Raw genomic sequence first — 13064 nt, 5'->3', positions numbered from 1 at the left:
GTCAGAGGTCGGCGATCCACCAGGCGGCGGTGGAGCCGGGCAGGACGCCGGGCGGACAGGGGCCGTCGCTGGCGAGCAGCGGGGCGCCCGGCACAGGGGCGGGCGTGGGGGCGGTGCCGAAGTTGACGGCGCAGACCAGGCCGTCGCCGCGGACGAAGGCCAGGACGCCGGGCGGGGTGTCGAGCCAGCGCAGGGTGCCCTCGCCCAGCTGCGGCAGTTCCGAGCGGAGTTGCAGGCCGTCGCGGTAGAGGTGCCAGAAGGAGCGGGTGTCGGCGAGGGCGCGGTCGGTGGCGTACTCGGCGAAGTACTCGGGCTGCGGCAGCCAGGGCTTGGCACTCCCGTCGCCCGCGGTGAAGCCGAACGGGGACGCCTGGCCCGACCAGGGCAGCGGCACCCGGCAGCCGTCGCGGACGCGGGCACGGCTGCCGGTGCGGTGGAAGATCGGGTCGGTGAGCGCGTCGTCGGGCAGGTCGACGACCTCGGGCAGGCCCAGTTCCTCGCCCTGGTAGATGTAGGCGGCTCCGGGCAGCGCCAGCATCAGGAGGGCGGCGGCGCGGGCGCGGGCGGTGCCGAGTCCGCTGCCGTCGGTGGCGGGTTCGCCGTAGCGGGTGACGGTGCGGACCTGGTCGTGGTTGTTGAGGACCCAGGTGACCGTGGAGCCGGTGCCGGCGATGTCCTGCATGGCCTCGGAGATGACCTTGCGGAAGGCGTCGGAGTCCCAGGGGGCGCCGAGGAGGTCGAAGAAGAAGGCCTGGTGGAGTTCGTCGGGGCGGACGTAGCGGGCGTGTTCGCGGGCGCTGGGGACCGACACCTCGCCGACGAGGAGGCGTTCGCGGCCGTCGCGGGCGGTGTACTCCTCGCAGACCGCGCGCCACTGCCGCCACACGTCGTGCACCTCGGGCTGGTTCCAGGCCAGCGGGTTGACCGAGTCGCGGGTGCGGGCGTCGGCCTCCGGGTCCGGGGAGTCGGGCAGTTCGGGGTGCTTGTAGAGGCCGGCGGCGACGTCGATGCGGAAGCCGTCGACGCCCCGGTCCAGCCAGAAGCGGAGTATCCGGTCGAACTCGGCGGCGACCTCGGGGGTGCGCCAGTTCCAGTCCGGCTGCTCGGGCGTGAACATGTGCAGGTACCACTGGCCGGGGCGGCCGTCGGGCTCGGTCACCCGGGTCCAGGCGGGGCCGCCGAACATGGCGTGCCAGTTGTTGGGCGGCTCGTCGCCGTCCGGACCGCGGCCGTCGGCGAAGTGGAAGCGGGCGCGGGCCGGGCTGCCGGGCGGGGACGCGAGCGCCTCGCGGAACCACGGGTGCTCGCTGGAGCAGTGGTTGGGGACGATGTCGAGCAGGACCCGGATGCCGAGGCGCCGGGCCGCGGCGACCAGCGCGTCGAACTCGTCGAGGTCGCCGAAGAGCGGGTCGACTCCCCGGTAGTCGGCGACGTCGTAGCCGTGGTCGTGCTGGGGCGAGGGGTAGAAGGGGCTCAGCCAGATCCCGTCCACGCCGAGTTTGCGCAGGTAGGGCAGTCCGGACCGGACGCCGGCGAGATCACCGACGCCGTCGCCGGTGCTGTCGAGGAAGCTGCGGACGTAGACCTGGTAGATCACCGCGTCACGCCACCAGTGGTGCCTGTTCACCCCGAGGACCTGTCTGTTGAGAGCCGTCGCTGTTGTGCATGCATGTTAGGTAGCGGTGTCGCGGGGGTGTCAACGAACGGAACGAAAGCTGTCGAGCGCTTGGGTATCTATATGCGGACTTTTCACCGCATTGAGAACACAGATGAGACGTCGGCGTTACCTAACGCGTAACTAGCGGGTTTCAGTGCCGCGAGATGGCTGCCAGCTCGCGCGCCAGCCGTCGCACCGCCGCCTCGGGCGTCTGCCGCCCGGTCATCGCGTCGTGCACGACCGCCTGCACGGCCAGGCTGACCTGGTCGTAGCGCGGGCTCTTGGGGCGTGGGGCGGCGGCGAGCACGCTCTCGCGCAGGGTCGGCAGGTAGGGGAACGCCTCGATCAGCTCGGGGTCCTCGTACAGGTCGGCCCGTACGGGCGGCAGCGCGCCGCGGGTGAGGACCTGGCGCTGGACGCGCTCGCTGGTGAGGTACGCGATGAGGCGCGCGGCCGAGTCGGGGTGCTCGGCGTGGGTGCCGACGGCCAGGTTGGAGCCGCCGAGGACGCTGGTGCCGGGGCCGTCGGGGCCGGGCAGCGGTACGGCGCCGACTTTCCCGGCGACCGCGGAGTCGGGGGCTGAGGCACTGACGTAGGCGTAGGGCCAGTTGCGCAGGAAGAGCAGGCGGCCGTCCTGGAAGGCCTGCTTGGACTCCTCCTCCTTGTAGGTCAGCGCCGCCTTCGGTATCCAGCCCTCGCGCACCCCGCGGGCCAGGAAGCCGATGCCCTCGCGGGCCGCCGCCGAGTTCACGGTGACGCGTTCGCCCTCGTCGCCGAGGATGCTGCCGCCGGCCGAGTAGACGGACTCGGCGGCGTTCACGGTCAGGCCCTCGTAGGGCAGGAACTGGCCCGCGTAGCCGTCCAGTCCGTGTTTCGGGGCGATGGTCTCGGCGTACCGCTCCAGCTCCGCCCAGGTGCGCGGCGGCGGGACGCCCTCGGCGGCGAGGACGTCCTTGCGGTACAGGAGCAGGCCGGCGTTGGTGACGTACGGGACGGCGTAGAGCCGGCCGTCGTAGGTCGCGGTGCCGACGACCGGCGGCAGGAAGGTGCCGAGCGGGAAGCGGTCGCGGGGCAGCGGGCGTATCCAGTCGGCGGCGGCGAACTCGGAGGTCCAGTTGACGTCGATGTTGAGGACGTCGAAGCGGTGCCGGCCGCCGTCGCGCAGGTCGGTGGCCATCTGCGCGCGGGTCTCGTCGGCGGAGTCGGGCAGTTCGACGAGGGTGACCCGTTCGCCGGGGTGGGCGCGGTTCCAGCCTTCGAGCAGCGGGCCGAGGTAGCCGGTCAGGTCCCCGGCGGTGGCCAGGGTGAGCGGTCCCCGGCCGCTCGCGGCACCCTCCTGCGCGCGGGCGCCGGAGGCGGCGTACCCGGTCAGGACGACGAGGAGGACGAGGAGGCCCCTACCGGCGGCGTGGATCCACCGCATAGGTTCCTCCCTGTACACCCTCGTACACCGGGCTCACTGGCTCGCACCGGCACCGGGCGTCCTCGTCCCGGGTCAGAGGCCATGTATACCTGTTAGGTATGGGCGATACTAGGGCGTGGAGCACATCCGGGGACTCGAACAGAAGCGGGAGGACGGCTGAGTGCGCCTGCACCTCCTGGCTCTCCTGGCCCGCGGTCCGGCCCACGGCTACGAGCTGAAGCAGGACCTTGAGCAACTGCTGGGCTCCGCGTACCCTCAGCCGAACGTCGGCCAGATCTACGTCACCCTCGGCCGTCTCGAGAAGACGGGACTGATCGAGGGCGAGGACGTCGAGCAGTCGAGCCGGCCCAACAAGAAGGTCTACCACCTCACCGACGCCGGGCGCGACGAGCTGCGGGCCTGGTATGAGGAGACGGCGGACGAGCCGCGGGTGCGGGACGAGTTCTTCATGAAGCTCGCCCTGGCTCCGCAGACCGGGCTCGCCGACCAGATCGCCCTGATCAACAAGCAGCGGCGGCAGTACCTGAACACGATGCGGCAGCTGTCGAAGCTGGCCGCCGCCGAAGACCGGGACAACCGCATCGCCCACCTCCTCATCGAGGGCGCGATGCTGCACCTGCAGGCCGACCTCGACTGGCTGGAACGGTGCCAGGAAGAGCTGGAGGAGCTGGAGTGAGCGCTGGGGCGAGTGCCGACCCCGCTCCCGTGCTGCGCGCCGAGGGCCTGGTCAAGACGCACCACGGCGAGGGGGCACCGGCGCACGCCGTGCGCGGGGTGGACCTGACGGTGCGGCGCGGCGAGTTCGTGGCGGTCACCGGGCCGTCCGGCGCCGGGAAGTCGACGCTGCTGCACCTGCTCGGCGGGCTCCAGCGACCGGACGCGGGCAGCCTCTGGCTGGACGGCGCGTGCACGGACGCCTACGGCGAGGCGCGCTGGGCCGTCGAGCGCAGGAAGCGGATCGGGATCGTCTTCCAGTTCTTCAACCTGGTCTCCGACCTGTCCGTCGCCGACAACGTGGAGCTGCCCGCCCTGCTCGCCGGGCTGCCGCCGAAGCGGGCGCGCGCCGAGCGGGAGGAGCTGCTGGCGGAGCTGGGACTGACGGGCAAGGAGCGCAGCATGCCCGGCGAGCTGTCCGGAGGCGAGCAGCAGCGGGTCGCGCTGGCCCGGGCGCTGGTCAACCATCCGCCGCTGCTGCTGGCGGACGAGCCCGCGGGCAGCCTGGACAGCAAGGGCACCCGCGAGGTGATGCGGCTGCTGTCCCGCTTCCACCAGCGGGGCCAGACGATCGTGCTGGTCACCCATGACGCGCGGCTCGCCAGCGCCGCCGACCGGGTGATCAGCTTCTTCGACGGGCGGATAGCCGACGACGCCGAACTGGACGCCGCCGCGCCACCGCGCCGCCGTCCCGGGGCGTCCGCCGTCCTGGAACTCAGGGACTGACATGCGGGCGTACGACCACCGCGCGCACCGCGCACCGGAGGGCTGAGGCCGTGCGAGCCACCCTGCGCTGGGCCCACTCCGATCTGCGCAGCCACCGGGGCGAGGCGCTGTTCCTCGTTCTCGCCACCGCCGGGATCGTCGCGTCGCTGCTGCTCGCCACGGCCCTGTTCGGGTACGCGACCAACCCCTGGCAGCGGGTCTTCACGCAGGCGCGCGGCGCCCACGTCTGGCTGCACACCGACCGCGCCGCCGACACCGGGAGGCTGGCCGCGCTGGACGGCGTCCAGTCCGTCGCCGGTCCCTACCCCACCGCCGCCACCACCGTCGCCGTGCGCGGCACCCGGGCCTCCGTCGAGCTGCGCGGCACCGCCGAGCGGCCCGACGTGGGGCGCCCGCTGCTCACCGCCGGGCACTGGCTCGACGCCGGCGACCCCGACGGGGTGGTCCTGGAGACCCGCCTCGCCCGCGCGCTCCTGGCCCAGCCCGGCGACACCCTGACCCTGCCCGGCACCCCGCGCACCCTCACGGTGCTCGGCATCGCCGACAGCCCCGAACGCCGTTACCGGCCGGGCGAGCAGCCGGGCCTGGTGTGGGCACCGCCGGCCGCGGTGCCCGAGCCGGGCGGCCAGGTGATCGGGCTGCGGCTGACCGATCCCGGGGAGACGGACTACGCCGTGCAGCGGGCGGTGACCGTGCTGGGTGCCGGGGCGATCGGGCAGGTCTCCACCTGGGAGCAGGCCCGCGCGGAGGCCCAGGGCGACAACCGGTTGCTCGGTCAGGTCCTCGGCCTGTTCGGGCTGGGCGCGCTGCTCGCCGCGGGACTGGCGGTGCACGGGGCGATCGGCACCCGGATCCGGGGGCATCTGCGGGACATCTCGGTGCTGAAGGCGATCGGCTTCACACCGGGCCAGGTCGTACGGGTCTTCCTGCTCCAGCACCTCGCCTACGCACTGCTCGGCGCGGTGGCCGCCGCCGCGCTCACCCAGGCCCTCGGCAGCCGGGTGCCGGGGCGGCTCGGGGACGCGGTCGGGGTGTGGCAGGGGCTGCCCGGGCACACGCTCGCGCTGTTCGTCGTACCGGCGTGCGCGGTGCTGTTCATCGGCGCCACCACCGGCCTCGCGGCGTGGCGGGCGGGCCGGGTGCCGCCGGTTCCGCTGCCGCGCCCGGCGGGGGCACAGGGCGGCGGGCTGTCCGGGGCGGCTCGGCGAGTGCTGGGGCTGCGGGGGTTCCGGGTGCCGGTGGGAGTCCGGGTACGGGGGCGTGGCGCCCGGGGGCCTGGTGTCCGGGGTTCCGACGGAGTCGGTGCGCCGGGTGCCGATGCGTCGCATCGGCGGGTGCTGAGGCTGCCGGGGTTCCGGGTGCCTGTGGGGGCCCGCGTACGGGGGCCTGGGGTCCGGGGGCCTGGGGTCCAGGCTTCCGACGGAGCCGGTGCGCCGGGTGCCGACGCGTCGCCCGGGGTGCGCGCGCTGGAGGTGCGTGTGCCGCCGGCGCTCGTACTCGGCTGGCACAAGGCGTTCGCCCGCCGCCCGCGCTCGTTGGCCACGGTGGCGCGGCTCACGCTGCCGCTGCTGCTGATCGTGGTGGCGATGAGCGCGTGGACCACCATCGACCGCTTCCACAGCCGGCCCGAGCAGATCGGCCTGCCGACCGCGCTGACCGTCCGCGTGGACGCCGGTGCCGATGAGCGCGGCACCCGGGCCCTGCTGGAGCGCGACCCCGGGGTCGCCGCCGCCTACCCGGGCGTCGAGGTGGCCGCCCTCGTGCCGGGGCAGACCGCGACGATCGCGCTGCGCGGGCTCGGCACTCGGGCGGACCCCTACCCGTACGCGCTGGCCGAGGGCCGCCGCGCGCACGGACCGGACGAGGCGGTGGCCGGGCAGGGACTGCTGGACCTGCTGGAGGTGGAGGTCGGCGACTGGGTGCGGATGACCGTCGGCGACCGGCCGCAGATCCTGCACATCGTGGGCCGCAGCATCGAGCCGGAGAACGCCGGCCGGGTGATCTCGACCTCCCTGGACACCCTCCGGGAGAACGATCCACGGCTCGAACCGGCCCTCTACCAGCTGCGTCTGCACACCGGCGCCGACCCGGACGAGGTCGCCGGGCGGCTCACCGAGGCCGGGCACGGCAGGCTCGACGTGCATGCCGTGGCGAACCCGGCCGACGGGCTCTCCCCCCTGCGCGGGGTCGTCCTCGGACTGGTCGCCGTCCTCGCGCTCGTCGGTCTGATCGAACTGCTCACGGCGATCGGCGGCACCGTCCGGGAGAGCGAACGGGATCTACTCGCCCTCAAGGCGATCGGGCTCTCCCCGCGCCAGATCACCGGCATCACCGTCACGGCCACGGCCTGCACCGCGCTGGCGGCCGTGCTCCTCGCCGCCGTCCTCGGCCTGCCGCTCGCCCACTGGCTGATCGACGCCCAGGGCGCCTCCAGCGGCATCGGCGCGGGGATCGCCCGGTCCCCCTCCCCCGTCCTCCTGGTGGTCGTGGGCGCGGGGGCCGTGCTCGGTGCGGCGGCGCTGGCCGCGGTGCCGTCGGCGCGGGCGGCCCGGCGGCGGCTCGCGGACACACTGAGCGCGGTGGCCTGACCGGTACGGGCGGGGCGACCGGCGCCCCCGTTCCGGCTCACTGCCGGCCGCGCAGCTCCCGGTAGGCGGCGACCAGTGCCTTGGTGGAGGCGTCCAGGCCGGGGACTTCCGTCCCCTGGGTGAGGGCGGGTTCGACGCGCTTGGCGAGGACCTTGCCGAGTTCGACGCCCCACTGGTCGAAGGAGTCGATGTTCCAGATCGCGCCCTGGACGAAGACCTTGTGCTCGTAGAGGGCGATGAGCTGGCCGAGGACGGACGGGGTCAGTTCGGCGGCCAGGATCGTCGTGGTGGGGTGGTTGCCGCGGAAGGTCTTGTGCGGGACCAGTTCCTCGGGCACGCCCTCGGCGCGTACCTCGTCGGGGGTCTTGCCGAAGGCGAGGGCCTGGGTCTGGGCGAAGAAGTTGGCCATCAGCAGGTCGTGCTGGGCCTTGAGTTCCTCGCTCAGCTCGGCCACCGGGCGGGCGAAGCCGATGAAGTCCGCCGGGATCAGCTTCGTGCCCTGGTGGATCAGCTGGTAGTAGGCGTGCTGCCCGTTGGTGCCGGGCGTGCCCCACACCACCGGCCCGGTCTGCCACTGCACCGGCTTCCCGTCCCGGTCCACCGACTTGCCGTTGGACTCCATGTCCAGCTGCTGGAGATAGGCGGTGAACTTCGACAGGTAGTGCGAGTACGGCAGCACCGCGTGCGACTGCGCGTCCAGGAAGTCGCCGTACCAGACACCCAGCAGGCCCAGGATCAGAGGTGCGTTGGCCCGGGGCTCGGCGTTGCGGAAGTGCTCGTCGACGATGCGGAACCCGTCGAGCATCTCCCGGAAGCGGTCCGGGCCGACGGCGATCATCAGGGACAGACCGATGGCCGAGTCGAAGGAGTACCGGCCGCCGACCCAGTCCCAGAACTCGAACATGTTGGCCGTGTCGATGCCGAAGTCCGCGACCTTGTCGGCGTTCGTCGACAGCGCCACGAAGTGCTTCGCGACCGCCTTCTCCTCGCCGCCGAGGCCGTTCAGCAGCCAGGAACGGGCCGAGGTGGCATTCGTGATCGTCTCGATCGTGGTGAAGGTCTTGGACGCGATGACGAACAGGGTCTCGGCCGGGTCCAGGTCCCGGACCGCCTCGTGCAGGTCGGCGCCGTCCACGTTGGACACGAAGCGCAGGGTCAGCGCACGGTCGGTGAAGGCCCGCAGCGCCTCGTAGGCCATCGCGGGGCCCAGGTCGGAGCCGCCGATGCCGATGTTCACGACGTTCTTGATGCGCCTGCCGGTGTGGCCCGTCCACTCGCCGGAGCGGACCCGGTCGGCGAAGCCGGCCATCTTGTCCAGCACGGCGTGGACCTTGGGCACGACGTTCTCGCCGTCGACCTCGATCACCGCGTCCCGCGGCGCCCGCAGCGCGGTGTGCAGGACCGCCCGGTCCTCGGTGAGGTTGATGCGCTCACCGCGGAACATCGCGTCGCGCAGCCCGAACACATCGGTCGCGGCGGCCAGTTCCTGCAACAGGCCCAGCGTCTCGTCGGTGACCAGATGCTTCGAATAGTCGATGCGCAGGTCACCGACGTGGAGCGTCCAGCCGGCACCGCGCCCCGGGTCCGCGGCGAACAGCTCACGCAGCCGCACCTCGCCGAGCTGCTCGCGATGCTTGGTCAGCGCGGCCCATTCGGGCCTCTGGTGCAGCCTGGTACGGCCGTCTGCGTTCACGTCGGACGTCGGCCGCTAGATCTCGCCGCGCAGTTTCGCGAGCGCCTCGGCGAGGATCGCCTCGCCGTCCGCGTCGCTGCGGCGCTCGCGCACGTACGCGAGGTGGGTCTTGTAGGGCTCGGTGCGCGGCGGGTCCGGCGGGTTGTCCCGGTCCTGTCCGGCGGGGAAGCCGCAGCGCGGGCAGTCCCAGGTCTCCGGGACCTGGGCGTCGCTCGCGAAGCTCGGCTGTGTCTCGTGTCCGTTGGAGCACCAGAAGGAGATGCGCAGACGCGGCGCGGACTCGCCGCGCTCGGCCTCGCCCATCGGCCCCGCCCCGACCCGGCTTCCCCGGATCGCGTTGCCACTTGCCACGGTCGTAACTCCCTGCGTGATGGTGCCGCAAAGCGAGTCGGCGTTTCGCTTCGCTGCGAGCGCCTCAGTCTACGTAAGGCCCAACGCGCGTCCAGTGATTGGAGTTACAAGCTCCGATGCGCAGACGCAAGCCCCATGATAGGCCGCGCGGTGGAGCGCGTACCGGACATGGGGCTTTACGTGCGGATGTGCTGACGGGTCGCCGTGACGGGTCAGTTGTTGGCCTTCATGAGCAGGCCGAGCACCACGATGCACGCGAACCAGAGCAGACCGACCACGACGGTGATCCGGTCGAGGTTGCGCTCGGCGACCGAGGAGCCGCCGACGGACGACTGCATGCCGCCACCGAACATGTCGGAGAGACCGCCGCCCTTGCCCTTGTGCATCAGCACCAGCAGCATCAGCAGCAGGCTGAAGACGATCAGGGCGATCGAGAACCCCAAAACCACGGCTGGACCAACTTCCTCGGATTCGGATGAACGACGGGGGCACGGTGACAGCAGGCCACCATGCCCCCGCAAGGGTACGACGTATCGCCGCTAGCGCATACTCACTGGTCGATCTGCCTCTCGACCCGGGAGCCGGCTACTGGTCGCGGAAGCGGACGATCTTGACGAACTCGTCCGAGTCCAGCGAGGCGCCGCCGACCAGGGCGCCGTCGATGTCGGGCTTCGCCATGATCTCGGCGACATTGCCGGACTTGACGGAGCCGCCGTACTGGATGCGGACCTTGTCGGCCAGCTCCTGGGAGTACAGCTCGGCGAGCTTGCCGCGGATCGCCGCGCAGACCTCCTGGGCGTCGTCGGCGCCGCAGACCTTGCCGGTGCCGATGGCCCACACGGGCTCGTAGGCGATCACGACGGTCTCGGCCTGCTCGGCCGGGAGGTCCTTGAGACCGCCCTCGACCTGGGCGAGGGTGTGCTCGACGTGGTTGCCCGCCTCGCGGACGTCCAGCTCCTCGCCGACGCACAGGATCGGGGTCAGACCGTGCTTGTAGGCGGCCTTGACCTTGGCGTTCACGATCTCGTCGGTCTCGGCGTGGTACTGCCGACGCTCGGAGTGGCCGACGGCCACGTACGCGCACTTCAGCTTGGCCAGCATCGGGCCCGAGATCTCGCCGGTGTAGGCGCCGCCGTCGTGGGCGGAGATGTCCTGGGCGCCGTACTTGATCTTGAGCTTGTCCCCGTCGACCAGGGTCTGCACGGAGCGCAGGTCGGTGAAGGGGGCGAGGACGGCGACCTCGACGGCGTCGTAGTCCTTGTCCGCGAGGGCGAAGGCGAGCTTCTGGACGTGGGCGATGGCCTCGAGGTGGTTGAGGTTCATCTTCCAGTTGCCCGCCATCAGCGGCGTGCGGGTGGTCATCGGGGTCAGTCCTCCAGTGCGGCGAGGCCGGGGAGCGTCTTGCCCTCGAGGTATTCGAGGGAGGCGCCGCCGCCGGTCGAGATGTGGCCGAATGCGTTCTCGTCGAAGCCGAGCGTGCGCACGGCCGCGGCGGAGTCGCCGCCGCCGACCACGGTGAAGCCCGGGGCGTCGACGAGGGCCTGGGCGACCGCTTTGGTGCCCTCGGCGTAGTCGGGGTGCTCGAAGACGCCCATGGGGCCGTTCCAGAAGACGGTGGCGGCGTCGGCGAGCTTCGATGCGTACAGCTTGCGGGTCTCGGGACCGATGTCCAGACCCTCCTGGTCGGCCGGGATGGCGTCCGCGGCGACGGTGGTGGGGTTGGCCGGGGCCTTGGTCTTCAGGTCCGGGAACTCGGGCGCGACCAGGACGTCGACGGGCAGGACCAGCTCGACGCCGTTCTTCTCGGCGCGCTCGATGTACTCCTGGACCGCCGGGATCTGGTCCTCCTGGAGCAGGGAGATGCCGACCTCGTACCCCTTGGCCTTGAGGAAGGTGTACGCCATGCCGCCGCCGATGAGCAGCCGGTCGGCCTTGCCGAGCAGCTGGTCGATGACGGCGAGCTTGTCGGAGACCTTGGCGCCGCCGAGGGCGACCACGTACGGGCGCTGCACGTCGTCGGTGAGCTTCTTCAGCACGCCGACCTCGGTGGCGATGAGGTACCCGGCGTAGTGCGGCAGCCGCTTCGGCAGGTCGAAGACGGACGCGTGCTTGCGGTGCACCGCGCCGAAGCCGTCGCCGACGTAGACGTCCGCGAGGCCGGCCAGCCTGTCGGCGAAGGCGGCGCGCTCGGCGTCGTCCTTGCTGGTCTCACCGGCGTTGAAGCGCAGGTTCTCGATGACCGCGACGCCGCCGTCGGCAAGGCCGGAGACGACGGCCTCGGCGGAGGTGCCGACCGTGTCCTCGGCGAAGGCGACGTCGGCACCGAGCAGTTCACCGAGGCGGGCGGCGGCCGGGGCGAGGGAGAAGGCGGGGTCCGGGGCGCCCTTGGGGCGGCCCAGGTGCGAGGCCACGATCACCCGCGCGCCCGCGTCGGCCAGCGCCTTGACGGTGGGCACCACGGCGCGGATGCGGCCGTCGTCGGTGATGGTGGTGCCGTCCAGCGGGACGTTCAGGTCGGCGCGGACGAAGACGCGCTTGCCCGCGACGCCTTCGGAGAGCAGTTCGTCGATCGTCTTCAAGAGGGCTCCTGGATTCTCGGATCGCTCGTGATCCTACGAGGGCTGGTGGCGGCGGACGCGACGCAGGGCCCGGACAGCGCGACCTTGCGCTGCCCGAGCCCTGCTACCGCATGAGGTGCCTTGCTGAAGTGGATCAGAGCTGGTTGCCGACGAAGACCGTGAGGTCGACGAGGCGGTTCGAGTAGCCCCACTCGTTGTCGTACCAGCCGAGGATCTTCACCGACTTGCCCTCCTGGACCATGGTCAGGGAGGAGTCGAAGGTGCAGGAGGCCGGGTCGCCGACGATGTCCGAGGAGACGATCGCGTCCTCGGTGTAGAACAGGATGCCCTTGAGGTCGCCGTCGTCGGCGGCCTTCTTGAACGCGGCGTTGACCTCGTCCTTGGTGACCTCGCGCTGGAGCTCCACGACCAGGTCGGTGGCCGAGCCGGTCGGGACCGGGACGCGCATCGCGATGCCGTCGAGCTTGCCCTTGAGCTGCGGCAGGACCAGCGCGGTGGCCTTGGCGGCGCCCGTGGTGGTGGGGATGATGTTCTCCGCGGCGGCACGGGCGCGGCGCAGGTCCTTGTGCGGGAAGTCCAGGATGCGCTGGTCGTTCGTGTACGCGTGGACCGTCGTCATCAGGCCCTTGACGATGCCGAAGTTCTCGTCGAGGACCTTCGCCATCGGCGCCACGCAGTTGGTGGTGCAGGAGGCGTTGGAGATGACGTGGTGGTTCGCCGGGTCGTACTTGTCCTGGTTGACGCCCATCACGATGGTGATGTCCTCGTCCTTGGCCGGGGCCGAGATGAGGACCTTCTTCGCGCCACCGGCGATGTGCTTCTCCGCGTCGGCCTTCTTCGTGAAGATGCCGGTCGACTCGATCACGATGTCGACGCCCAGCTCGCCCCAGGGGATCTCGGCCGGGTTGCGCTCGGACAGGACCTTGATGGTCTTGCCGTCGACGGTGATGGTGTCCTCGGTGTGCGAGACCTCCGCCTTGAGGCGGCCGAGGATGGTGTCGTACTTCAGCAGGTGGGCGGTGGTCGCGGTGTCACCCAGGTCGTTGACAGCCACGATCTCGATGTCCGCACCCTGCTCCAGCAGCGCGCGGAAGTAGTTACGACCGATGCGGCCAAAGCCGTTGATGCCTACGCGGATCGTCACGAACCGATCTCCTCGTTGGTACGCCGGCCCGATGTGCCGGCGAGCTGTATTTGGGATGTCCCCGACCACCTCCGACCCTACCTCCCTACGGCGTCGGGGGTGACATCGAGACGGCCCATACCCGGCAGGGCGGTCCGTACCCGCCAGTAGGGGTACGGACCGCCCTGGGCGACGGGGACCGATCACCCG

11 protein-coding genes are annotated in these 13064 nt (G+C 71.6%); 3 read left to right on the top strand and 8 right to left on the bottom strand.

From position 1 onward, the window contains the following. Position 1: 1 nt before the first annotated feature. A complete protein-coding gene (locus D1J63_RS27985; protein WP_125632657.1) occupies positions 2 to 1627 on the bottom strand; it encodes a glycoside hydrolase family 13 protein in 1626 nt (541 codons plus the stop codon). A 181-nt stretch (positions 1628 to 1808) separates the two neighbouring features. Further along, a complete protein-coding gene (locus D1J63_RS27980; protein ID WP_125632655.1) occupies positions 1809 to 3080 on the bottom strand; it encodes an ABC transporter substrate-binding protein in 1272 nt (423 codons plus the stop codon). Between the two features lie 160 nt (positions 3081 to 3240). On the opposite strand from D1J63_RS27980, the gene D1J63_RS27975 reads away from it, so the two are divergent. The 3 genes from D1J63_RS27975 to D1J63_RS27965 are packed head-to-tail and all read left to right on the top strand — an operon-like array spanning position 3241 to position 7108. Next, positions 3241 to 3756, top strand: a complete 516-nt coding sequence (locus D1J63_RS27975; RefSeq protein WP_061445374.1) for a PadR family transcriptional regulator — start codon at positions 3241 to 3243, stop codon at positions 3754 to 3756. Further along, positions 3753 to 4520: an ABC transporter ATP-binding protein gene (locus D1J63_RS27970; protein ID WP_102932188.1), complete on the top strand. Its 768-nt coding sequence runs from the start codon at positions 3753 to 3755 to the stop codon at positions 4518 to 4520. Before D1J63_RS27975 ends, D1J63_RS27970 begins: the two co-directional genes overlap by 4 nt. Positions 4521 to 4570: 50 nt before the next feature. Beyond that, positions 4571 to 7108, top strand: a complete 2538-nt coding sequence (locus D1J63_RS27965; RefSeq protein WP_125632653.1) for an FtsX-like permease family protein — start codon at positions 4571 to 4573, stop codon at positions 7106 to 7108. 37 nt (positions 7109 to 7145) lie between these two features. Here the strand turns inward: D1J63_RS27965 and pgi are convergent, their stop codons facing one another. The 6 genes from pgi to gap all read right to left on the bottom strand — a co-directional run bounded on the left by pgi (position 7146) and on the right by gap (position 12875). Beyond that, positions 7146 to 8801: a glucose-6-phosphate isomerase gene (gene pgi, locus D1J63_RS27960; RefSeq protein WP_125632651.1), complete on the bottom strand. Its 1656-nt coding sequence runs from the start codon at positions 8799 to 8801 to the stop codon at positions 7146 to 7148. Between the two features lie 15 nt (positions 8802 to 8816). Continuing rightward, positions 8817 to 9152, bottom strand: coding sequence for an RNA polymerase-binding protein RbpA (locus D1J63_RS27955; protein ID WP_003976875.1), 336 nt, complete (start codon positions 9150 to 9152; stop codon positions 8817 to 8819). Positions 9153 to 9364: 212 nt separating this feature from the next. Continuing rightward, positions 9365 to 9601 carry a preprotein translocase subunit SecG gene (gene secG, locus D1J63_RS27950; RefSeq protein WP_078884770.1) on the bottom strand — a complete coding sequence of 79 codons (237 nt, stop codon included), beginning with the start codon at positions 9599 to 9601 and terminating at the stop codon, positions 9365 to 9367. Positions 9602 to 9737: 136 nt separating this feature from the next. Continuing rightward, positions 9738 to 10514: a triose-phosphate isomerase gene (tpiA, locus tag D1J63_RS27945; protein ID WP_102932172.1), complete on the bottom strand. Its 777-nt coding sequence runs from the start codon at positions 10512 to 10514 to the stop codon at positions 9738 to 9740. Positions 10515 to 10519: 5 nt separating this feature from the next. Further along, a complete protein-coding gene (locus D1J63_RS27940) occupies positions 10520 to 11731 on the bottom strand; it encodes a phosphoglycerate kinase (protein ID WP_102932173.1) in 1212 nt (403 codons plus the stop codon). A gap of 133 nt (positions 11732 to 11864) precedes the next feature. Continuing rightward, positions 11865 to 12875 carry a type I glyceraldehyde-3-phosphate dehydrogenase gene (gap, locus tag D1J63_RS27935; RefSeq protein WP_102932174.1) on the bottom strand — a complete coding sequence of 337 codons (1011 nt, stop codon included), beginning with the start codon at positions 12873 to 12875 and terminating at the stop codon, positions 11865 to 11867. Positions 12876 to 13064: the final 189 nt, after the last annotated feature.

Source organism: Streptomyces sp. KPB2, from assembly GCF_003950055.1.
Taxonomy (GTDB): Bacteria; Actinomycetota; Actinomycetes; order Streptomycetales; family Streptomycetaceae; genus Streptomyces; species Streptomyces salinarius.
Note: the sequence above shows the minus strand (reverse complement) of the source record. Positions and strands in the feature narration are given on the sequence as shown.

What these genes read in the sequence shown, in the direction of transcription:
- tpiA (WP_102932172.1), bottom strand. Translation starts at nt 10,514, where the DNA reads ATGACCACCCGCACGCCGCTGATGGCGGGCAACTGGAAGATGAACCTC.
- D1J63_RS27980 (WP_125632655.1), bottom strand. Translation starts at nt 3,080, where the DNA reads ATGCGGTGGATCCACGCCGCCGGTAGGGGCCTCCTCGTCCTCCTCGTC.